We start from the raw sequence: 21,516 nt of genomic DNA on the forward strand, positions 1-21,516 counted from the left end.
CATGACCTCCGCCCCCCCAACGCGGATCGCCCTCGTCGACGATCACGCCCTGATCCGCGACGGAATCCGCGCCTTGCTGGGCGTGATGCCGCAGTTCGAGATGGTCGGCGAAGCGGAAAGCGCGACCGAGGCCCTCAGCCTGCTCGAACGGGTACAGCCGGACGTGCTGCTGGTCGACATCGGCCTGAAAGACAGCACCGGCCTGGAGCTGACCCGCACCCTCAGCCAGCAGTACCCCGGTGTCCGGGTGCTGATCCTGAGCATGTACGACAACCTCGAGTACGTGCGCAGCTCGATCCGCGCCGGCGCCCGCGGTTACGTCCTGAAGGATGCCCCCTCGCGGGAAATCATCGCCGCCATCGCCGCCATCGCCGCCGGCGGCACCTTCTACAGCTCGGACATTGCCCGCCGCCTGGCCGACCAGAGCCTGGAGTCGCACAGCCTCAGCCCGCGCGAGGTGCAGATCCTGCAGATGCTCGCCCGCGGCCTGGACAGCAAGGCCATGGCCCGCGAGCTCGACATCAGTGTGCGCACGGTGGAAACCCACAGGCTGAGCATCCGCCGCAAGCTGAACATCGACGGCTCGGCGGCGCTGATGAAGTACGCGCTGACCATCACCCAGCCCTGAGGACCTGTCTCGACTCCCGTGATCGCCGGCCATGCTGCGTTGCAACGCCGTATCAACCGCAGGTCGCTCAATCGGACTCGGAAAGCTGCTGGCGGCTCACGCGCTGCAGTGCGCCCCGAAGGGCGAGGAGTACTGCTCATTTATACCTCGCAAACTCCGCGTCCTCGCCCAATTGCGCCTTGCTTGGCTCTAGCTCGAAATATCCCAACCAGGATCGGCGCCGGAGCGCGCTCGCCGGGCTCATCTACTGGCGGCGCCGAGGCGCAGGCTTGGCTATAGTGGACAAAACCGTAGAGGAATCACGCAATGAGTGCCCCCCGTACCGAGCGTCGGCGCTTCCAGCGCATCGCCTTCGACGCCGCCACCGAGCTTGCCCAGGGCGAGCGCCGCTGGACGGTGGAACTGCACGACCTGTCGCTCAAGGGCCTGCTGGTGAAACGCCCGCGCGACTGGAACGGCGACCCGGACCAGCCGTTCAGCGCGACCATCACCCTGGACAGCGAAACCCGCCTGCAGATGGAAGTGGTGCTGACCCGCACCCACGACGGCCTGCTCGGCTTCGTCTGCCGGCATATCGACCTGGACTCGATCAGCCACCTGCGCCGCCTGGTGGAGCTCAACCTCGGCGACGAGAGCCTGCTGGAGCGCGAGCTGGCGGCACTGGGCGAAGAGCACTGAGAACAGCCCCGCCCGGCTAATCGAACGGCCCCTGCGGCGCCTGTTGCCAACTCGTCAACCGCACACCAAGGCCAACGCCGCCATGACTCATCCAGAAGCGCAGACAGTCGATCCGGGGGCAAAGCATCAGGTGCTGGACCCGCTGTCGCGCCTGTCGGAGATTCTTTTCGGTCTGCTCATGGTACTGACCTTCAGCTGCACCTTCAGCGTGGTCAGCGACGGCCAGGCCGAGGTGCGTGAACTGCTGATTGCCAGCATCGGCTGCAACCTCGCCTGGGGCCTGGTGGACGCCGTGGTGCTGCTGCTCAACCGGCTGGCCGAGCGCGGCCATGGCGTGCACCTGCTGGAAACGCTCCAGCGGACTGCACCCGGCTCGCCACGCGCCATCGAACTGTTCAACGACAACCTGCCCCAGGCGATTGTCCAGGTCATGCGCCCGGAGGAGGTGCAGAGCCTGCATCAGCGCCTGCTGAACCTGCGGCTGCCGCGATCGCGCCTGCTGTTGAACTGGCACGACCTGCGGGCGGCCTTCGGCGTGTTCCTGCTGGTGTTCCTGTCCACCCTGCCGGTGGTGCTGCCCTTCGTCCTGATCGAGCAGGCCGAGCAGGCCCTGCGAACCTCCAACGGCGTGGCGCTGGTCATGCTCATGCTGCTCGGCCTGGGCTTTGGCCGCTATGCCGGCGCACGCCGGCCCTGGCTGGCCTCGCTGCTGTTTACCGTGCTGGGCGTAGCCCTGGTCGCCGCGACCATTGCCCTGGGCGGCTGACAGGCCCGAACGCAACTACTCGAACAGCGCATCCAGCGCCTGTTCCAGGCGCGTCACCGCGATCACCTGCAGACCGGCCGGCGCCTCCTTGGGCGCGTTGCCCTTGGGCACGATGGCACGCTTGAAGCCGTGCTTGGCCGCCTCCTTCAGGCGCTCCTGGCCGCTCGGCACCGGGCGGATCTCGCCGGACAGGCCGATCTCGCCGAACACCAGCAGGTCGTGCGGCAACGGCCGGTTGCGCAGGCTGGAAATCACCGCCGCCATCAGCGCCAGGTCGGAGGCCGTCTCCAGCACCTTGACCCCGCCGACCACGTTGAGGAACACGTCCTGGTCGTAGGTGGGGATACCACCATGCCGGTGCAGCACGGCCAGCAGCATGGCCAGGCGGTTCTGGTCCAGGCCCAGGGTGACGCGGCGCGGGTTGGCCATGTGGCTGGTGTCGACCAGCGCCTGCACTTCCACCAGCATCGGCCGGGTGCCTTCCCAGGTGGCCATCACCACGCTGCCCGGCACTTCCTCCTGGGCACGGGTGAGGAAGATCGCCGAGGGGTTGGTGACCTCTTTCAGGCCCTTGTCGGTCATGCCGAACACGCCCAGTTCGTTGATCGCGCCGAAGCGGTTCTTCACCGCGCGCAGCAGGCGCAGGCGGCCATCGGACTCGCCCTCGAAATACAGCACGGTGTCGACCATGTGCTCCAGCACCCGCGGCCCGGCCAGGGCGCCTTCCTTGGTGACGTGGCCGACCAGGAAGATCGCCGTGCCGCTCTGCTTGGCGTAGCGCACCAGCAACGCCGCGCTCTCGCGCACCTGGGCCACGCCGCCGGGGGCGGACTGCAACTGCTCGGTGAAGATGGTCTGGATCGAGTCGATCACCATCACCTTGGGCTGCTCGCGCCGCGCCACCTCGATGATCGACTCGATGCAGGTCTCGGTCATCACCTTGAGCCTGTCCTGCGGCAGCTCCAGGCGCCGCGCGCGCATGGCCACCTGCTGCTGGGATTCCTCGCCGGTGACGTACAGCGCCGGCAGGCGCTGGGCGATATTGCACAGGGTCTGCAGCAGGATGGTCGACTTGCCGATGCCGGGGTCGCCGCCGATCAGCACCACCGAGCCGTCCACCAGGCCGCCGCCGAGCACCCGGTCCAGCTCGCCGGAGACGGTGGAGAAGCGCGGCACTTCCTCGACGCTGACCTCGGCCAGGGTCTTGATCTGCGCCTGCTGCCCGGCCCAGCCGCCGCGCCCGGACGGCGCGCCGGCACCGCCGCTTTCGATCATGGTCTCGGTCAGGGTATTCCAGGCCCCGCACTCGCCGCACTGCCCGGCCCACTTGGGAAAGGTGGCGCCGCACTCGGTGCAGCCATACATGCGTTTGGCCTTTGCCATGGAAATCTCCCCGCTGGAAAAATGGCGATAATAACGCCCTTACCGCAACGAGGAGCCCACCATGCAGCAAGAAATCATCGAGTCTCCAAGCACCGCACAGAGTGCCGAGTTGCTGCAGCGATTCCAGGAATTCGTAGCCCAGCGCCTGGACCTGCCGGATGAGTCGGCCGACAAGCCGCTACTGATCAACCTGCGCGACGACGACGGCCAGCTGATTGCCGGCATACTGGCCAACGCCTACTGGGATGGCCTGGAGATCGACACGCTGTGGGTGACTGAAGCGCAGCGCGGCCAAGGCCTGGCGGCCGACCTGCTGCGCCGTGCCGAGGAACACGGGCGGCGCCATGGCGCCCTGGTGGCCTACCTGAAGACGGTGGAGGCCAGGGCTTTCTACGAGAAACAGGGTTACCAATTGTTCGGCGTGCTGGAAGACCGCCCGCGCGGCACCCACCTGTACCACATGAAGAAGCGCCTGGACTGACATGCACATCGAATTGCTCCCCACCACCGCCGACCAACTGCCGCTGATCGCCAACCTCTACCAGTTCTATGCCTACGAGTCGTCGGACTGGGAACAGGAGGATGTCGAGGTCGATGGGCGCTTCTATATCCATGAGCCGCACCTGCAGCGCTACTGGCAGGAGCCGGACTGGAGCGCCAGCCTGGTGCTGGTGGACGGTTTCATCGCCGGCTTCCTGCTGGTCGAGCGCAGCGAGCTGCCGGGCGTCGATGCCCTGGAGTTCGCCGACCTGTTCATCCTCAAGAAATACCGCCGCCTGGGCATCGGCCGGGCCCTGGTGGAACAGGTGATGATCGCCGGCGGCGGCCGCTGGCTGGTCAGTTTCTACGAGCAGGACGTCCTGGCCCGGCAGTTCTGGCAGCGCCTGCTGGCCGAGCTGCCGCTGCGCGTGGTGGAGCGACTGGTGGATGCCGAACAGCCCGAGCTGCACAGTTACCTGCTCGAACGACAGGCGCACTGACGGCCAGCGCCCCCGGCTGGACAGACCGGCGGCACGGCGCTAGCCTGCGACTCCCGTCAATCAGGATCGATACGGGCGACATGGAATGTCAGCCGGCTCTGCCGTCGGTCGCCCACCCACCGCATGCAGCCCCTACGCAAACTCCTCCTCGGCAGCGGCCTCGGCCTGAGCCTGGTGCTCGGCAGCCACTACCTCGGCACGCGCCTCAACCTGCACCCGCAGTTCGAGGCCGGCCAGGTGATCGACCAGTTCAACGGCGTCAGCGTGTTCTACAACGGCGGGGTGAACCAGACCTTCGGCCGCAATCTGAGCGCGGATGGCTACAACCTGGGCCTGCGCTACCAGTGCGTGGAATTCGTCAAACGCTACTACTTCGAGCGCTTCGGCCACCGCATGCCGGAGGCCCGCGGCCATGCCAGGGAGTTCTTCGACCGCAGCCTGGCCGACGGCCAGCTGAACGGCGCCCGCGACCTGCTGCAGTTCGCCAACGGTTCGCCGACCGCGCCGCGCGCCGAGGACATCCTGGTATTCGGGCCATCGCTGCTCAACCCCTACGGCCATGTGGCCATCGTCAGCGAGGTCAATGCGCACATGGTCGCGGTGGTGCAGCAGAATGCCGGGCCGCTGCTGTCGTCGCGCGAGGCCTTGCCCTATCGCCTGACGGATGGCGGCGTGCGCATCAGCGACGAGCGGGTGCTGGGCTGGCTGCGCCGGGCCGAGCCGGTGCCGGCCGACGCGCCGGCATCAGCCGCGCAAGCCGCGGCCGCGAGCCGCTAGGCGCCGTTCCCGGTCAGGCTCCGCAGCCGTTGCCGCAGCCGCAGCACTGTCCGGCGGCGATCTTCAGCTGGCGCGCCAGGTCGTCCTTGAGCGCGACCCGGCCCTGCTTGAGCTGGTTCAAAGCCACGTCGTCGAGCAGCTCGATGCCGTCTTCGATGCGGCAGATGCGCTTGTCCAGCGCCTCATACTCATCGCTCTGGCGCGAGAAATGCTCGTCTTCCTGGCGCAGGCGCTGCAGTTCGGCGCGCAGTTCGGGGAAATCCTTGATCAGCGGGTGGTGGTCGACATGCATGGAAAACGCTCCTCGGTTGGGTGCCCCTACCCTAACGGGCCGGCGCGCGGCGGCCATTGACCCGGGTCAACGGCGCATCGGGCATCCCGCCGGGCGGCCATCTGTGCCGCGCCCACTGAGCTAGTCTGAAAAGACGAGCCCTCAACCGGGAGTGACCGCCATGCCCCTCGAACACCATCCCCTGTCCCGCGAGTTTCCGGAATACCGCCAGCAACTGCAGGCCCTGCATGCCAGCGACGCCCAGTTCGCCCACATGGCACAGAACTACGAGGCGCTGGACAAGCGCATCTATGAAGTGGAGGACGGCCGCCAGGCGGCGGATGACCTGGCCCTGCAAGCGCTGAAGAACGAGCGGGTCATCCTCAAGGACCAGATCGCCGAGCGCCTGCGCAAGGCCAACGGCGCCGGGAACTAGCCCGGAGGCAGGCGAAACGCCGAAAGCCCATGCACTGTTCCATTGCCGAACCCGTGCCGAACGAGACAGCCGAGAGGTTTTTTGCTTATCTTGGCGGGACGCCACCATGAGAACCACCCATGACGAACTCTCCAGGCTGTTCCGCTTGCCGTGATGGCAAGGGACTGGACTTCCCGATCAGCATGGCCTTCCAGCCCATCGTCGATGTCGCGCGGCGCCAGGTCTTCGCCCATGAAGCCCTGGTGCGCGGGGTCAACGGCGAGTCAGCCGGCAGTCTGCTGGCCAGGGTCACGCCGGAAAACCTCTACGCCTTCGACCAGAGCTGCCGGATCAAGGCGGTGGAGCTGGCCGCGCGCCTGCAGGTGCCGGCCATGGTCTCGATCAACTTCATGCCCAATGCCGTGTACCAGGCAGAAACCTGCATCCGCGCCACCCTGGAGGCCGCGCAGCGCTTCAACTTCCCCCTCGACAGGATCATCTTCGAAGTCACCGAGCAGGAGCAGGTGCTGGATATCGACCACCTCAGCGGCATCCTCCAGGCCTATCGCAAGCAGGGTTTCATGACCGCCATCGACGACTTTGGCGCCGGTTATGCCGGGCTCAACCTGCTCGCCGACTTCCAGCCCGACCTGATCAAGCTGGACATGGAGCTGATCCGCAACATCGACCGCGACAGCGTGCGGCAGATCCTCGTCGAGTCGACCCTGGACATGTGCCGCAAGCTCAAGGTGCGAGTGATTGCCGAAGGCATCGAGACCCAGGCCGAACTGCAGACCCTGCAGGACATGGGTGTCGAGCTGTTCCAGGGCTACCTGCTGGCCAAGCCCGGCTTCGAGACCCTGCCGGCGGTGAACTATCCGCACTAGCCCGGCTGGCAGCGTTTGGGGAGTGCAGTAGACTCGACGCATAACAGCAACCTCAGGGAGTGAAACATGAGCATCGTCAGCGAATTCAAAGCCTTCGCCATGAAGGGCAACGTGGTCGACATGGCCGTGGGCATCATCATCGGTGCGGCCTTCGGCAAGATCGTCACCTCCTTCGTCGGCGACGTGATCATGCCGCCGATCGGCCTGCTGATCGGCGGGGTCGACTTCACCGACCTGGCGATCACCCTCAAGGCCGCCGAAGGCGACCTGCCGGCGGTGGTGCTGAGCTATGGCAAGTTCATCCAGACCATTCTCGACTTCATCATCGTCGCCTTCGCCATCTTCATGGGCGTCAAGGCGATCAACAAGCTCAAGCGCGAGGAAGCTGCCGCCCCGGAAGCCCCGCCGGCACCGACCAAGGAGCAGGAACTGCTCGGCGAGATCCGCGACCTGCTGAAGGCGCAACAGGCCAAGGACTGAGTCCTGAGCCAACAAAAAAGGCACCCTCGGGTGCCTTTTTCATTGGGGCCACGTTTAATCGGCCAGCGGCTTGAGCAGCAGCTTGGCCACGCGACGGTCCTTGACCTCGGTGACGGTCAGGCGCCAGCCCGCGAACTCCAGCTGATCGCCAGTCATCGGCAGGCGATCGAGCAGGCTCATGGCCAGGCCGGCCAGGGTCTGGTAGTCGTCCGTCGGGCGTGCCGAGAAGCCCAGGCGCTCACGCAGCACCGCCAGGTTGAGCGCGCCGCTGACCCGATAAGCACCGTCCAGCGGTTCGATATCCGGGCCGTCCACCTCGCTGGCGTCCGGCAGCTCGCCGGCAATCGCTTCGAGGATGTCGGTCAGGGTCAGCAAGCCCTCGAAACCGCCGAACTCGTTGACCACGAAGGCCACGTGGGTCGAGGCCAGGCGCATCTGCTCCAGGGCGCTGAGCACCGAGGCGCTGTCCGGCAGGTTGAGCGGCGCCCGTACCAGGCTTTCGATGTCCGGCTGCTCGCCCTTGAGCAGCTCCTTGAACAGCTCCTTCTTGTGGATGTAGCCCAGCGGCTCATCCGCCGCATCGCCACGCGACACCAGCAGGCGCGAGTGCGGCGACTCCAGCAGGGCCTGGTGGATGGCCGCCAGAGGGGCGTCGAGGTTGATCCGGTCGACATCCATGCGGTCGGTCATGACCTTCTGGATCGACTGTTCGGCCAGGCTCAGCACGCCGCTGATCATCACCCGCTCGCGTCGGTCGAACAGCACCGCCTCGCCATCCCCCCCTTCGAGCATATCGGCAATCTCCTCGCCCACCTCGTCGGCCTGCACCTTGCCGCCGAGCAGACGCATCACCGCATGGGCGGTGCGCTCACGCAGGCCGCGCTCGCCCTGCAGGCTGCGCTTGCGCCGGGTACGGGCCAGCTGGTTGAACAGCTCGATGAGGATCGAGAAGCCGATCGCCGCGTACAGGTAGCCTTTCGGGATGTGGAAGCCCAGGCCTTCGGCGGTCAGGCTGAAGCCGATCATCATCAAAAAGCCCAGGCACAGCATGATCACCGTCGGCCGCGCGTTGACGAAGGCGGTCAGCGGCTTGCTCGCCACCATCATCAGGCCCATGGAAATGACCACGGCGATCATCATCACCGGCAGGTGCTCGACCATGCCCACGGCGGTGATCACCGCATCCAGGGAGAACACCGCATCGAGCACGATGATCTGCGCCACCACCGGCCAGAAGCGCGCATACACCTTGCTGCCCCCCGGCTGATGGGAGCGCCCTTCGAGACGTTCGTGCAGCTCCATGGTGGCCTTGAACAACAGGAACACGCCGCCAAACAGCATGATCAGGTCACGCCCGGAGAAGCTCTTGCCGAACACCTCGAGCAGCGGCTCGGTGAGGGTCACCAGCCAGGCGATGCTGGCCAGCAGGCCCAGGCGCATGATCATCGCCAGGCTCAGGCCGATCAGCCGCGCGCGATCGCGCTGCTCCGGCGGCAGCTTGTCGGCGAGGATGGCGATGAACACCAGGTTGTCGATGCCCAGGACGATTTCCAGGACGATCAGGGTCAGCAGGCCAAGCCATGCCGTGGGATCGGCGATCCATTCCATAGCGGTCAGTGATTTCCAGTGCGAACGGGGAGACGGGCGTGCCGCAGTGCGGGCGCCAGGTCATCAGACATAACAGAGGGGTTACCGCACGCGTGGCGTGGGTGGGGTATTGCGGGGGAAGTGGCCACCGGGGGTGGCTTGCAACAATCGCTGTCCATTGGGCCTTGTCGGAAAAAAACCGACAGATATGCTAACCGCACAGGCGGGCAAGGGTAAGGACGAAACCGTTACCGGATTTTAGAGCCCGCGGGTTCCGCCCCTACCAGTAGTTCTCCACCGCCACCTGCCCGGGGCGCCGGGTCAGGCTCAGCTGCAGGTCGCGGGCCTTCAACAGCTGGCGGGTGTCCTCGATCATCTGCGGGTTGCCGCAGAGCATGATGCGCGAGTGCGCCGGGGCCAGGGCCAGGCCGGCGGCGCACTCCAGCTCGCCCGTTGCGAGCAGCGTGGTGACCCGGCCATGCAGGGTACCCGGCAGCTGTTCGCGGGTGACGGTCGGCAGGTAGGTCAGCTTGTGGCCGTATTCGGCCAGGTAGTCGCGTCGTGGCAGTTCCTCGATCAGTTGCTGGTAGGCCAGCTCGCTGGCCGTGCGCGCGCTGTAGACCAGGACGATGCGCTCGAAGCGCTGCCAGGCCTCGAAATCCTGCAGGATCGAGAGAAACGGCGCCAGGCCGGTGCCGGTGCCGAGCAGCCACAGGTCGCGACCGTCGGCAAAGCGCTCGAGGGTGAGGAAGCCGAAGGGCTGCCGGTCCACCAGCAGCGTGTCGCCGGCCTTGAGCCGGCTCAGCTCGCTGGTGAACTCGCCGCCCGGGACGACGATGGAGAAGAACTCGAGGAACTCGTCATGGGGCGCAGAAACCATCGAATAGGCACGCCAGACGATGCAGCCGCTGGCCTTGCGCACGCCGAGGCGGGCGAACTGACCGGCGCGGAAGCGGAACCCGCGCTCACGGGTGCAGCGCAGGCTGAACAGGGTCGGCGACCAGACCTTGACCTCGGTCAGCGTCTGACAGGTGAACTTGTCTTCGCTGGCAGTCATGACGCACGCCTCAAGCGGGGTGGACTACCAGTTTCGCGCAAAGCGCGGCGGACAAACACCGCCAGATCGCAGGGTTTAAGCGCGGCACGCTCTACGTGGCAGCGGCTTTAGCCGCGATAGGCAGGCAACGCCGAGCAACCCCCGATCGCGAATGAATTCGCTCCCACAAACAGCCAGAGCAGCCACCGCCCGCCTGCCGGCCCATCGCACCTCAAGACATTTGCCGCCCCATCCCGGACAATGCGCCGGTTGCCACTGCGCCTTGCCGACCGACTGCCGATGCCCATTCTCGCCACGCCCTTCGCCCAGCTCGACCTGATCCGCCAACCCGAGATGCCCAACGAGCCGTTGCAGGCCTTCGATGCGGCCGACGAGTACCTGCTCAACCACCTGCACGAGCAGGGCCTGAGTGCAGACAGTCGCGTGCTGCTGCTCAACGATGGCTTCGGCGCGCTGGCCGCCAGCCTGGCGCCGCACTGCCGGGTCACCAGCAGCGGCGACTCGCACCTGGGCCAGCTGGCCCTGCAGAAGAACCTGGCGCGCAACGGCCTGGCCGCCGACGCCGTGCGCTTCGTGCCGGCCAGCACCGTGGCCGAGGGGCCGTTCGACCTGGTGCTGATCCGTGTGCCCAAGACCCTGGCCCTGCTGGAGGAACAGCTGATCCGCCTGCACGGCCGGCTCGCCCCCGGTGCGCGGGTGATCGCCGGGGCCATGCTCAAGCACCTGCCGCGCAGCGCCGGCGATCTGCTGGAGCAGTACATCGGCCCGGTGCAGGCCTCGCTGGCGGTGAAGAAGGCGCGCCTGCTCAGCGCCAGCGTGCAGGACAAGCCGGCGCCGACCTCGCCCTATCCGACTCGCTACAGTTTGGACAAACCCAAGCTGGAACTGAGCAACCAGGCCAACCTGTTCTGCCGCGAAGGCCTGGACATCGGCACCCGCGCCTTCCTTCCGCACCTGCCCAAGAGCCTGCTGCCACTGCGCGTGGCCGACCTCGGCTGCGGCAACGGCGTGCTCGGCATCGTCTACGCCCTGGGCAACCCCGAGGCGCAGCTGACCCTGGTCGACGAGTCGTACATGGCCGTGCAGTCGGCGGCCGACAACTGGCGCGCGGCGCTGGGTGAACGCACGGTGACCATTCGCGCCGACGACGGCCTGGCCGAGCAGCCCGCCGAATCCCTGGATCTGGTGCTGTGCAACCCGCCCTTCCACCAGCAGCAGGTGGTCGGCGACTTCCTCGCCTGGCGCATGTTCCAGCAGGCCCGCGCGGCCCTGGTGACCGGCGGCGAGCTGTGGATAGTCGGCAACCGCCACCTGGGCTACCACACCAAGCTCAAGCGCCTGTTCCGCGGCGTGGAGCAGGTGGCGGCCACGCCCAAGTTCGTCATCCTCAAGGCGACCCGCTGAGGGTTTTTCGCCCGACTTTGCCCAGGTATGCACCGCGCTGCCGGCTTGGTGGATAAATAGAGCGTTATCCACCCTACAAAGCTGCCGCCCCACCCCCCGGCGCGTAGGGTGGAAAACCGCGTAGCGTTTTCCACCCTTGAGTCCAGGCAGATGCGAGTTTCCGTTCACGGGAAAGAATGAATGGGCCAATGCCTTCTCCCCCAAGCCCTCTCCCACAAGTGGGAGAGGGGAGCCTCCAAGCCACTCAGTAGCGATAGGGCGGCCCGGCCTTCTCCATCAGCGCGTTGTACTGCTTGAAGATCTCCACCACCTTGGCGCAGCGCGGGCTGGTCTTGGCGATCTCTTCCCAGAACTTGCGGGCCTCGTCCTCCACCGTCTTCCACTCCGCGGCGGGGATGGTGGTCAGCTTGAGCTTGTCGCCCTCCACCCGCAGCTTGGCCTCGCCGCCCCAGTACCAGTGCTGGCGGTAGTAATGCGAGCTGTCCATGCACAGCTTGAACAGGGTCTTGAGCTGCTCGGGCACCTCGGCCCAGCGCTCGGAGTTGGCGAAGTATGAGCCGATCCAGGCGCCGGAGATGTTGTTGGTGAGGAAGTACTTGGTGACGTTGGCCCAGCCCACCGTGTAGTCCTCGGTGATGCCGGACCAGGCGATGCCGTCCAGTTCGCCGGTCTGGATCGCCACCTCGACATCCTCCCAGGGCAGGGTCACCGGGATCACCCCGAAGCGGGTGAGGAACTTGCCGGCGGTGGGGAAGGTGAAGATGCGCTTGCCCTTGAGGTCGGCCAGCGACTTGACCGGCTCCACGGTGGCGAAGTTGCACGGGTCCCAGGAGCCGGCGCCGAGCCAGGTCACGCCCTTGACCTCGCCATAGGCCTCCTCCCAGATCTTGCGCAGGCCGTACTGCTCGAACAGCACTGGCACATCCAGGCTGTAGCGGCTGGCGAAGGGGAAATAGCCGCCGAACACGGCGATATCCACCGGCGCGGCGATCGAGTCGTCGTCGCTCTGCACCGCATCGATGGTGCCCTTCTGCATGGCGCGGAACAGCTCGCCGGTGGGCACCAGCTGGTCGGCGAAGTACAGCTGGATCTCCATCTGCCCCTCGGCGACCTTGTTGAAGGCCTCGATCGAAGGCTTGATCACATGCTCGGCCAGTGCCGCACCGGCATAGGTCTGCAGGCGCCAGGTGATCTTCTTCGGTTCGGCCGCATAGATATGCGCCGCGCCCAGGGCCGCGGTACCGACCGCGCCCCCCGTGACGGCGGCGGTCTTCAGGAAGTTGCGTCTCGTAGTCATGCTGTCATCTCCAAGGCTGTCGACTCAGATGCCAAGCCTGCGCATCGTTGCGGGCCGGCCGGCAGGGCCCGTCCCGTTTTCCAGGTCAGCGCGCGCAACAAGAGACAACCGGAGGCGCCGCCCCGAAAGCTAGAAAGCGTTCAACGCCCGTAGTGCAGCTGCGGCAGCCACAGGGCGATCTGCGGGAAGATCATCACCAGCGCCAGGGTCAGCACCATGACCAGGACGAAGGGGGTTACCGAGGCATAGATGTCGCGCAGGCTGATTTCCGGCGGCGCCATGGCCCGCATGAGAAACAGGTTGTAGCCGAATGGCGGGGTCATGTAGGCCATCTGACAGGTCATGGTGTAGAGCACGCCGTACCACACCAGGTCGAAGCCCAGGCTGCCCACCAGGGGGATATAGAGCGGCGCGACGATCACCAGCATGGCGGTGTCGTCGAGGAACATGCCCATGATGATGAACGACAGCTGCATCAGGATGAGGATTTCCCAGGGCCCCAGGCCCAGGCTGCCGACGAACAAGTCCTCGATCGCCTTGACCGCGCCGAGGCCGTCGAACACCGCGCCGAAGCACAGGGCGGCGAGGATGATCCACATGAACATGCAGGTGATGACCAGGGTCTTGCGCAGGGTGTCTTCCATCACCTGGCGGTTCAGCCGGCCCTTGACCAGGGCCGCCAGCAAGGCCGACACCGCGCCCACCGCCGAGCTTTCCACCAGGCTGGTGTAGCCGAGCATGAACAGGCCGGTCATGGCGAAGAAGATGAGCAGCGGAAGCAGCCCGGCGCGCAGCAGGATCACCTTCTCGCCCAGGCTGATCTGCGCGCGCTCCTCGATGGGCAGCGCCGGGCCCATGCTGGGCTTCAGCCAGCAGCGAATGACGATGTAGAGGATGAACAGACTGGCCATCAGCAGGCCGGGAAACACCCCGGCCAGCCACAACTGGCCGACCGGCTGGCGCGCGATCATGCCGTACAGCACCAGCACCACGCTGGGCGGGATCAGGATGCCCAGCGTGCTGCCGGCCTGGATCACCCCGGTGACCATGATCTTGTCGTAGCCACGGCGCAGCAGCTCGGGCAGGGCGATGCTGGCGCCGATGGCCATGCCGGCCACGCTCAGGCCGTTCATCGCCGAAATCACCACCATCAGCAGGATGGTGCCGATGGCCAGCCCGCCGTGCAGCGGTCCCATCCACACATGGAACATGCGGTAGAGGTCTTCGGCGATGCCCGACTCGGACAGCATGTAGCCCATGAACACGAACAGCGGCAGGGTCAGCAGCGGGTACCACTTCATCAGCTTCATCGCCGCGCTGAACGGCAGCTCCACCCCGCCGTCGCCCCACAGCAGCAGGGCCGCCGCCGCGGCGACGAAGCCGATGGCGCCGAACACCCGCTTGCCGGTGAGCAGCAACAGCATCATCGAGGAGAACATCAGCAGGGCGATGGGCGACTCGCTCATTCGATAGGCTCCCCGCGGATGTGGGCCAGGTCCTTGAACAGCGTGGCGATCGTCTGCAGCAGCATCAGCGCCACGCCCAGGGTCATCAGCACCTTGATCGGCGCCATGCGCGGCGACCAGGCCGAGTAGCTGGTCTCGTCGTACTCGAAGGCGTACCAGGTCGAGGAGATGCCGCCGTACAGCAACAGCCCCAGGTAGAACAGCAGAAAGCCCACGGTCAGCACATCGACCCAGGCGCGGGTGCGCAGGGTCCAGCGGCTGTACAGCAGGTCCATGCGCACATGGCCGTCGAGCTGCATGGAGTAGGCGCCGCCCAGCAGGAAGTAGGCGACCATGAGGAACTGCGCGACCTCCAGGGTCCAGATCGCCGGTTCGAACGCCACCTTGCTCAGCGAGGAGTAGAACAGCACGCCGAGGATGGCGAAGATCAGGTACATGGCGCAGCGACCAACCCAGCGGTTGATCCGCTCCACCACGCGCACGTATCCGCGGATTGCCTTGTGCATGAGCCCGCCCGCCGAGTTGTCCTTATCTGGCACAGCCTAGACCAGCTTCGTCACTTGCCAACCTGACCGCCCGGGCAGGCGCGGAAAATCGACTAGAGTCAGAAGCATCCCGCCCTGCGGGACTCGCTCACGCACAGCACAAAAACAACAGGCCGCGGCAGCGGCCGCGCCTGCGGAGAACTGCGATGACTGCCCCCCTCACCCTGGCCCAGCTGCGCCAGCACGCCGAAGCCGGCACCGTGGATACCGTCCTGGCCTGCATGGTCGACATGCAGGGCCGCCTGATCGGCAAGCGCTTCCAGATCGAGTTCTTCCTCGACAGCGCCCATGAAGAAACCCACGGCTGCGACTACCTGCTGGCCGACGACATCGACATGGAGCCGGTACCCGGTTATGCCGCCGCTAGCTGGCAGCGCGGCTACGGCGACTTCGTGTTCAAGCCCGACCTCTCCACCCTGCGCCTGGTGCCCTGGCTGGAGGGCACCGCCCTGGTCCTGTGCGATGTGCAGGACCATCACCAGCAGGACCTGCCGCACAGCCCGCGGGCCATCCTCAAGCGGCAGATCGCCCGCCTGACCGAGCGCGGCTACCAAGGCATGTTCGCCTCGGAGCTGGAGTTCTACCTGTTCGACCAGAGCTACGAGAGCATCCACGCCCAGCACTACCGCGAGCCGCGCACGGCCAACTACCACATCGAGGACTACGGCATCCTGCAGACCATCCGCGACGAGCCGGTGCTGCGCGCCATCCGCAAGCACCTGCAGGCCGCCGGCATCGCCGTGGAGAACTCCAAGGGCGAGTGGGGCCCCGGCCAGGAAGAGATCAACGTGCGCTACGCCGACGCGCTGACCATGGCCGACAACCACAGCCTGATCAAACACGCCTGCAAGGAAATCGCCATGTTGCAGGGCAAGGCCATCACCTTCATGGCCAAGTGGAACTACAATCTGGCCGGCTCCAGCAGCCACGTGCACAACTCGCTGTGGAGCCTGGACGGCAACCAGCCGCTGTTCTTCGACGCCCAGGCCGAGTTCGGCATGTCCAGGCTGATGCGCCAGTGGGTCGCCGGCCAGCTCAAGTACGCCGGCGACATCACCTACTTCCTCGCCCCCTATATCAACTCCTACAAGCGCTTCCAGGCCGGCACCTTCGCCCCCACCCGCGCGGTGTGGAGCAACGACAACCGCACCGCCGGCTTTCGCCTGTGCGGCGAGGGCGGCAAGGGCATCCGCATCGAATGCCGCATCGGTGGCGCCGATCTCAACCCCTACCTGGCCTTCGCCGCCCTGATCGCCGCCGGCCTGGCCGGCATCGACGAGCAGCTGGAGCTGCCGGCGCCCTTCTCCGGCGACGCCTACCAGCACGAGGAGCTGCCCGAGGTGGCCAAGACCCTGCGCGGCGCCACCGATGCCCTGGCCCGCTCGACCATGCTGCGCGCGGCCTTCGGCGACGAGGTGATCGAACACTACCTGCACACCGCGCGCTGGGAGCAGTCCGAGTACGACCGCCGGGTGACCGACTGGGAACTGCACCGCGGTTTCGAACGCTACTAGCCGCCTGGATGGAACAGCCTCCGCCGTTTCCCCCATTGATGAAAAGGAGATCCGATGAACAGCATTCGCCTGATTTCCCCGGTCGACGGCAGCCTGTATGCCGAACGCCCCTACGCCAGCTCCAGCCAGCTGGAACAGGCCCTGAGCAGCGCCCGCGAGGCCCAGCGCGCCTGGCGCGAGCTGAGCATCGAGCAGCGTGCCGGCTACTGCCTGAAGGCCGTGGACGCCATGCTGGCGATGGCCGACCAGATCGTCCCCGAGCTGGCCTGGCAGATGGGCCGCCCGGTGCGCTTTGGCGCCGGCGAGCTGCGCGGCTTCGAGGAACGCGCCCGCTACATGATCGGCATCGCCGCCCGCGCCCTGGCCGATGTGGTGCCGCCGCCGAAGGACGGTTTCCGCCGCTATGTCCGCCGCGAGCCGCTGGGCACGGTGCTGGTCATCGCGCCATGGAACTACCCCTACCTGACCGCGGTGAACGCCATCATCCCGGCGCTGATGGCCGGCAACGCCGTGCTGCTCAAGCACGCCAGCCAGACCCTGCTGGTCGGCGAGCGCTTCGCCCTGGCCTTCGAGCGCGCCGGCCTGCCCCACGGGCTGTTCCGCAACCTGGTGCTGGACCACGGCCAGACCGCCACCCTGATCGCCTCCGGGCATGTGCAGCAGGTCAACTTCACCGGCTCGGTGGAAGGCGGCCGGCTGATGGAAAGCGCCGCAGCCGGACACTTCATCGGCGTCGGCCTGGAGCTGGGCGGCAAGGACCCGGCCTATGTGCGCGGCGACGCCAACCTGGCCCACGCGGTGGAGAACCTGGTCGACGGCAGCTTCTTCAACTCCGGGCAGAGCTGCTGCGGCATCGAGCGCATCTATGTGGACCAGGCGCTGTATCCGGCCTTCGTCGACGGCTTCGTCGAGCTGACCAAGCAGTACGTGCTGGGCAACCCGCTGCAGGAGGCCACCACCCTCGGCCCGCTGGTGCGCAGCGAGGCCGCCGAGTTCGTCCGCGGGCAGATCGCCGAGGCCAGGGCCAAGGGCGCCAGGGCGCTGATCGAGGCCAAGAGCTTCGCCGCCGACGCCCCCGGCAGTGCCTATATGGCGCCGCAGGTGCTGGTACAGGTCAATCACGACATGGCCGTGATGCGCGAGGAAAGCTTCGGCCCGGTGGTCGGCATCATGCCGGTGGCCGGCGACGCGGAGGCCATCGCCCTGATGAACGACAGCCCCTACGGCCTCAGCGCGGCGATCTGGAGCAGTGACCTGGACGCCGCCGAGCGCATCGGCCAGCAGCTCGACACCGGCACGGTGTTCATGAACCGCTGCGACTACCTCGACCCGGCCCTGGCCTGGACCGGGGTCAAGCACAGCGGCCGTGGCGCCACCCTGTCCAGCCTCGGTTACGAGCACCTGACCCGGCCCAAGTCCTTCCACCTGCGTCATCAACTCTGACCTCAGGGAGCCCAGCCATGAGCAAGACCGCCAACTGGAACTACCCCACCTCGGTACGCTTCGGCGTCGGCCGCATCCAGGAGCTGCCCGAGCTGTGCCGGAGCCTGGGCATGCTGCGCCCGCTGCTGGTCACCGACCGCGGCCTGGCCAGCGCGCCGATCACCACCGCCGCCCTCGCCTCGCTGCAGGCCGCCGGCCTCGGCGCCGCCTGTTTCAGCGAGCTCAAGCCGAACCCGGTGGAAAGCAACCTGGCCGCCGGCCTCATCGCCTACCACGCCGGCCGGCACGACGGGGTGGTCGCCTTCGGCGGCGGCAGCGGCCTGGACATGGGCAAGCTGATCGCCTTCATGAGCGGACAGAGCCGCCCGGTGTGGGACTTCGAGGATGTCGGCGACTGGTGGACCCGCGCCGACCCCAAGGGCATCGCGCCGATCATCGCCGTGCCGACCACCGCCGGCACCGGCTCGGAAGTCGGCCGCGCCGGCATCCTCACCGACGAGCGCACGCACACCAAGCGCATCATCTTCCACCCGCAGATGATGCCCAGGATCGTCATCAGCGACCCGGCGCTTTCCGTCGGCATGCCGGCCTTCATCACCGCCGGCACCGGCATGGACGCCTTCTCCCACTGCCTGGAGGCTTACTGCGCGCCGGGTTTCCACCCGCTGGCCGACGGCATCGCGGTAGAAGGCATGCGCCTGGTGGCCGGCGCCCTGGTGCGCGCGGTCAAGCACCCGGACGACCTCGACGCCCGCGCCGACATGCTTGCCGCCGCGGCCATGGGCGCCACCGCCTTCCAGAAGGGCCTCGGCGGCATGCACGCCCTGGCCCACCCGATCGGCGCGCTGTACGACACCCACCACGGCATGACCAACGCGGTACTGATGCCCTATGTGCTGAAGTTCAACCGCAGCGTGATCGAGCAACGCATCAGCCGCCTGGCCGCCTACCTGGGCCTGTTCAACCCCGGCTTCGACAGCTTCCTCGAACTGGTCATGCACCTGCGCCGCGACACCGGCGTGCCGCACAGCCTGGCCGAACTGGGCGTGGACGACAGCCAGACCGCGCTGATCGCGCAGATGGCGGTGGTCGATCCGTCCGCCGGCGGCAACCCGCAACCGCTGAGCGAGGCGGACTGCGCCGCGCTGTTCAGCGCCGCACTCAAGGGCCAGTTGTAAGAGCCGGTTCACGATCAGCCGTAGGGTGCGCATTGCGCACCCTGCACAAGAACCTGCCCGCGAGCCCCCATGGCACGGCCCCTGCGACATATTGCCCGGTGCGACAATCCGCCGACTAGGACGAAAGTCGTAAGGGGCGGATGATTGACCCAGATCAATTTATCGAGGGGCCCTTTATGTTTGGCCTGGACGCGTTGGAACTGGCTCGAATCCAGTTCGCCTTCACCATCTCCTTCCACATCGTGTTTCCCGCCATCAGTATCGGGCTGGCCAGCTACCTGGCTGTGCTCGAAGGGCTGTGGCTGAAGACCAAAAACGAGGTCTACTACGACCTGTTCCGTTTCTGGCTGCAGATCTTCGCCGTGGCCTTCGGCATGGGCGTGGTTTCCGGGGTGGTGATGAGCTACCAGTTCGGCACCAACTGGAGCCAGCTATCCACTGCCGCCGGCAGCATCATGGGGCCGCTGCTGACCTACGAGGTGCTCACCGCGTTCTTCCTCGAGGCCGGCTTCCTCGGCATCATGCTGTTCGGCCTGAACAAGGTGGGCAAGGGCCTGCACTTCTTCGCCACCCTGATGGTGGCCATCGGCACGCTGATCTCGACCTTCTGGATTCTCTCCTCCAACAGCTGGATGCAGACCCCGCAGGGCCATAGCCTGGTCGACGGCATCTTCTACCCGGAAAGCTGGTGGGACATCGTGTTCAACCCGTCCTTCCCCTACCGCCTGGCGCACATGGCGGTGGCGGCCTTCCTCAGCACCGCCTTCATCGTCGGCGCCACCGCGGCCTGGCACCTGCTCAAGGGCAAGCGCGACCCGGCCACCCGCATGATGTTCTCCATGGCGCTGTGGATGGCGCTGCTGGTAGCGCCGGTGCAGGCCTTTATCGGTGACCTGCACGGCCTCAACACCCTCAAGTACCAGCCGGCCAAGGTGGCCGCCATGGAAGGCCACTGGGACACCGAGAAAGGCGTGCCGCTGCTGCTGTTCGGCATCCCCGACATGCAGGCAGAGACAACCAAGTACGCCATCGGCATCCCGCGCCTGGCCAGCCTGATCCTCACCCACGACCTCGATGGCGAGATCAAGGGCCTCAAGGAGTGGGCGCCAGAGGACCGGCCCAATGTGCCCATCGTGTTCTGGAGCTTCCGCGTGATGATCGGCCTCGGCCTGCTGATGATCCTCGCCGGCGTGCTCGGCCTGTGGCTGCGCCTGCGCGGGCGGCTGTACGAGTCGCCGGGGCTGCAGCGCTTCGTGCTGCTGATGGGCCCGGCCGGGCTGGTCGCCCTGCTCGCCGGCTGGGTCACCACCGAAGTCGGCCGTCAGCCCTGGGTGGTCTACGGCCTGCTGCGCACCTCGGACGCGGTGTCCAACCACAGCGCCGGGCAGATGGGCGCGACCCTGAGCATCTTCGTGGTGGTCTATCTGGCGGTGTTCGGCGTCGGCATCACCTACCTGCTGCGCATGATGCGCAAGGGCCCGGTGCTCGGCCTGCTGCACAGCCATGCAATTGAAGAAGACGCCGGCCCCGGCCACCCGCGCACGCCGTCGCGGCCGCTGTCCGCCGCCGAAGAAAGCGTCGAAGACGAACAGGAGCAACGCCCATGACTATCGACCTGCCGCTGATCTGGGCCGGGGTGATTGCCTTCGGCATCTTCATGTACGTGGTGATGGACGGTTTCGACCTCGGTATCGGCATCCTCTTTCCGTTCTTCCGCGACAAGGACGAGCGCGACGCCATGATGAACACCGTGGCGCCGATCTGGGACGGTAACGAGACCTGGCTGGTACTGGGCGGCGCCGGGCTGTTCGCCGCCTTCCCGCTGGCCTACTCGGTGGTGCTCACGGCGCTGTACCTGCCGCTGGTGATCATGCTGATCGCCCTGATCTTCCGCGGCGTGGCCTTCGAGTTCCGCTTCAAGGCCAAGCGCACCCGCTATGTGTGGGACGCGGCCTTCATCGGCGGCTCGCTGCTGGCCACCTTCGCCCAGGGCGTGGTGCTCGGCGCCTTTGTCGAAGGGATCAAGGTGACGGACCGGCAGTTCGCCGGCGGCGCCTTCGACTGGCTGGCGCCCTTCCCGCTGTTCTGCGGCGCCGGCCTGGTGGTCGGCTACGCCATGCTCGGCTGCGCCTGGCTGCTGATGAAGACCGAGGGCCGCCTGCAGCACAAGATGTACCAGCTGATGCTGCCGCTGACCTGTCTGCTGTTGCTGTTCATCAGCGCGGTGAGCATCTGGACGCCGCTGACCCAGCCGGCCATTGCCCAGCGCTGGTTCACCCTGCCCAACCTGTTCTACTTCATCCCGGTACCGACCCTGGTGGCGGTGACCGTGCTCGGCATCGTCCGCGCCATCCAGCTGAAGAAGGACAAGCAGCCCTTCGTGCTGACCCTGGCCCTGATCGCCCTGGCCTACACCGGCCTGGCCATCAGCCTGTGGCCGAACATCGTGCCGCCGTCGCTGAGCATCTGGGACGCCTCGGCGCCGCACAGCAGCCAGGCCTTCGCCCTGGTCGGGGTGACCATCATGGTGCCGATCATCCTGATCTACACCGCCTACAGCTACTACGTGTTCCGCGGCAAGGTTAAGGTCGGCGAGGGTTACCACTGATGGACGCGCCGAAGCAGCCCCTGGCCCGGCGCCTGGCCTGGTTCGCCGTCCTGTGGCTGGGCGGCGTGGCGGCGGTCAGCCTGCTGGCCTATGCGATCAAGTGGGGCATGGGCCTGGCCTGAGCCCTGCTGGTGGATAAGCAGAGCGTTATC

General features: G+C 66.6%; 23 protein-coding genes. 16 read left to right on the plus strand and 7 right to left on the minus strand.

The window, feature by feature from the left end; all coding sequences use genetic code 11:
• The first annotated feature begins 1 nt into the window (after position 1).
• The 3 genes from F3I62_RS06870 to F3I62_RS06880 all read left to right on the plus strand — a co-directional run bounded on the left by F3I62_RS06870 (position 2) and on the right by F3I62_RS06880 (position 2,072).
• Entirely contained in the window at positions 2-628 is a 627-nt protein-coding gene (locus F3I62_RS06870; protein WP_160488898.1) for a response regulator transcription factor, read from the plus strand.
• Positions 629-934: 306 nt separating this feature from the next.
• The gene (locus tag F3I62_RS06875; RefSeq protein ID WP_160488899.1) at positions 935-1,306 is read left to right on the plus strand and encodes a PilZ domain-containing protein; all 372 of its coding nucleotides are present in this window, start codon (positions 935-937) and stop codon (positions 1,304-1,306) included.
• A gap of 82 nt (positions 1,307-1,388) precedes the next feature.
• The gene (locus tag F3I62_RS06880) at positions 1,389-2,072 is read left to right on the plus strand and encodes a VIT1/CCC1 transporter family protein (protein ID WP_160488900.1); all 684 of its coding nucleotides are present in this window, start codon (positions 1,389-1,391) and stop codon (positions 2,070-2,072) included.
• 15 nt (positions 2,073-2,087) lie between these two features.
• On the opposite strand, the gene radA is transcribed toward F3I62_RS06880, so the two are convergent.
• Positions 2,088-3,455, minus strand: a complete 1,368-nt coding sequence (radA, locus tag F3I62_RS06885; RefSeq protein ID WP_160488901.1) for a DNA repair protein RadA — start codon at positions 3,453-3,455, stop codon at positions 2,088-2,090.
• A gap of 61 nt (positions 3,456-3,516) precedes the next feature.
• On the opposite strand from radA, the gene F3I62_RS06890 reads away from it, so the two are divergent.
• From F3I62_RS06890 to F3I62_RS06900, 3 genes are all read left to right on the plus strand, one after another.
• A complete protein-coding gene (locus tag F3I62_RS06890; protein ID WP_160488902.1) occupies positions 3,517-3,936 on the plus strand; it encodes an N-acetyltransferase in 420 nt (139 codons plus the stop codon).
• A gap of 1 nt (position 3,937) precedes the next feature.
• Entirely contained in the window at positions 3,938-4,435 is a 498-nt protein-coding gene (locus F3I62_RS06895) for a GNAT family N-acetyltransferase (RefSeq protein ID WP_160488903.1), read from the plus strand.
• 123 nt (positions 4,436-4,558) lie between these two features.
• Positions 4,559-5,212: a CHAP domain-containing protein gene (locus tag F3I62_RS06900; RefSeq protein ID WP_160488904.1), complete on the plus strand. Its 654-nt coding sequence runs from the start codon at positions 4,559-4,561 to the stop codon at positions 5,210-5,212.
• 13 nt (positions 5,213-5,225) lie between these two features.
• Here the strand turns inward: F3I62_RS06900 and F3I62_RS06905 are convergent, their stop codons facing one another.
• Positions 5,226-5,504: a YdcH family protein gene (locus F3I62_RS06905; protein ID WP_160488905.1), complete on the minus strand. Its 279-nt coding sequence runs from the start codon at positions 5,502-5,504 to the stop codon at positions 5,226-5,228.
• A 160-nt stretch (positions 5,505-5,664) separates the two neighbouring features.
• Here F3I62_RS06905 and F3I62_RS06910 point away from each other — a divergent pair, with 160 nt between their 5' ends.
• The 3 genes from F3I62_RS06910 (at position 5,665) to mscL (ending at position 7,265) form a co-directional block, all read left to right on the plus strand.
• On the plus strand, positions 5,665-5,919 hold the full coding sequence (locus F3I62_RS06910; protein WP_160488906.1) for a YdcH family protein: 255 nt from the start codon (positions 5,665-5,667) through the stop codon (positions 5,917-5,919).
• A 119-nt stretch (positions 5,920-6,038) separates the two neighbouring features.
• Positions 6,039-6,785: an EAL domain-containing protein gene (locus tag F3I62_RS06915; protein ID WP_160488907.1), complete on the plus strand. Its 747-nt coding sequence runs from the start codon at positions 6,039-6,041 to the stop codon at positions 6,783-6,785.
• Between the two features lie 66 nt (positions 6,786-6,851).
• On the plus strand, positions 6,852-7,265 hold the full coding sequence (gene mscL, locus F3I62_RS06920) for a large-conductance mechanosensitive channel protein MscL (RefSeq protein ID WP_160488908.1): 414 nt from the start codon (positions 6,852-6,854) through the stop codon (positions 7,263-7,265).
• Positions 7,266-7,319: 54 nt separating this feature from the next.
• Here the strand turns inward: mscL and F3I62_RS06925 are convergent, their stop codons facing one another.
• Both F3I62_RS06925 and F3I62_RS06930 read right to left on the minus strand, forming a co-directional pair.
• Positions 7,320-8,873 (minus strand): TerC family protein, encoded by a 1,554-nt coding sequence (locus tag F3I62_RS06925; RefSeq protein WP_160488909.1) that lies wholly within the window; start codon positions 8,871-8,873, stop codon positions 7,320-7,322.
• A 259-nt stretch (positions 8,874-9,132) separates the two neighbouring features.
• Positions 9,133-9,909: a ferredoxin--NADP reductase gene (locus F3I62_RS06930; protein WP_160488910.1), complete on the minus strand. Its 777-nt coding sequence runs from the start codon at positions 9,907-9,909 to the stop codon at positions 9,133-9,135.
• A 279-nt stretch (positions 9,910-10,188) separates the two neighbouring features.
• On the opposite strand from F3I62_RS06930, the gene F3I62_RS06935 reads away from it, so the two are divergent.
• A complete protein-coding gene (locus F3I62_RS06935; protein ID WP_160488911.1) occupies positions 10,189-11,313 on the plus strand; it encodes a class I SAM-dependent methyltransferase in 1,125 nt (374 codons plus the stop codon).
• Positions 11,314-11,557: 244 nt separating this feature from the next.
• Here F3I62_RS06935 and dctP read toward each other — a convergent pair whose 3' ends face one another.
• The 3 genes from dctP to F3I62_RS06950 form a co-directional block, all read right to left on the minus strand.
• A complete protein-coding gene (dctP, locus tag F3I62_RS06940) occupies positions 11,558-12,610 on the minus strand; it encodes a TRAP transporter substrate-binding protein DctP (RefSeq protein ID WP_160488912.1) in 1,053 nt (350 codons plus the stop codon).
• Positions 12,611-12,750: 140 nt separating this feature from the next.
• Positions 12,751-14,076 (minus strand): TRAP transporter large permease subunit, encoded by a 1,326-nt coding sequence (locus F3I62_RS06945; protein WP_160488913.1) that lies wholly within the window; start codon positions 14,074-14,076, stop codon positions 12,751-12,753.
• A complete protein-coding gene (locus F3I62_RS06950) occupies positions 14,073-14,582 on the minus strand; it encodes a TRAP transporter small permease subunit (protein WP_160488914.1) in 510 nt (169 codons plus the stop codon). The genes F3I62_RS06945 and F3I62_RS06950 overlap by 4 nt, the downstream gene beginning before the upstream one ends.
• A 185-nt stretch (positions 14,583-14,767) precedes the next feature.
• On the opposite strand from F3I62_RS06950, the gene F3I62_RS06955 reads away from it, so the two are divergent.
• The 6 genes from F3I62_RS06955 (at position 14,768) to F3I62_RS20225 (ending at position 21,486) form a co-directional block, all read left to right on the plus strand.
• Complete coding sequence (locus F3I62_RS06955) at positions 14,768-16,135, plus strand: glutamine synthetase family protein (RefSeq protein ID WP_160488915.1); 1,368 nt, start codon at positions 14,768-14,770, stop codon at positions 16,133-16,135.
• A gap of 54 nt (positions 16,136-16,189) precedes the next feature.
• On the plus strand, positions 16,190-17,578 hold the full coding sequence (locus tag F3I62_RS06960) for an aldehyde dehydrogenase family protein (RefSeq protein ID WP_160488916.1): 1,389 nt from the start codon (positions 16,190-16,192) through the stop codon (positions 17,576-17,578).
• Between the two features lie 17 nt (positions 17,579-17,595).
• Entirely contained in the window at positions 17,596-18,756 is a 1,161-nt protein-coding gene (locus F3I62_RS06965; RefSeq protein WP_160488917.1) for an iron-containing alcohol dehydrogenase, read from the plus strand.
• A 176-nt stretch (positions 18,757-18,932) separates the two neighbouring features.
• Positions 18,933-20,363, plus strand: coding sequence for a cytochrome ubiquinol oxidase subunit I (locus F3I62_RS06970; protein ID WP_160488918.1), 1,431 nt, complete (start codon positions 18,933-18,935; stop codon positions 20,361-20,363).
• Entirely contained in the window at positions 20,360-21,364 is a 1,005-nt protein-coding gene (cydB, locus tag F3I62_RS06975) for a cytochrome d ubiquinol oxidase subunit II (protein WP_160488919.1), read from the plus strand. Before F3I62_RS06970 ends, cydB begins: the two co-directional genes overlap by 4 nt.
• Complete coding sequence (locus F3I62_RS20225; RefSeq protein ID WP_218572746.1) at positions 21,364-21,486, plus strand: DUF2474 domain-containing protein; 123 nt, start codon at positions 21,364-21,366, stop codon at positions 21,484-21,486. Before cydB ends, F3I62_RS20225 begins: the two co-directional genes overlap by 1 nt.
• The last annotated feature ends 30 nt before the right edge of the window (positions 21,487-21,516 follow it).

This window comes from Pseudomonas sp. R-28-1W-6, assembly GCF_009799925.1.
Lineage (GTDB): Bacteria > Pseudomonadota > Gammaproteobacteria > Pseudomonadales > Pseudomonadaceae > Aquipseudomonas.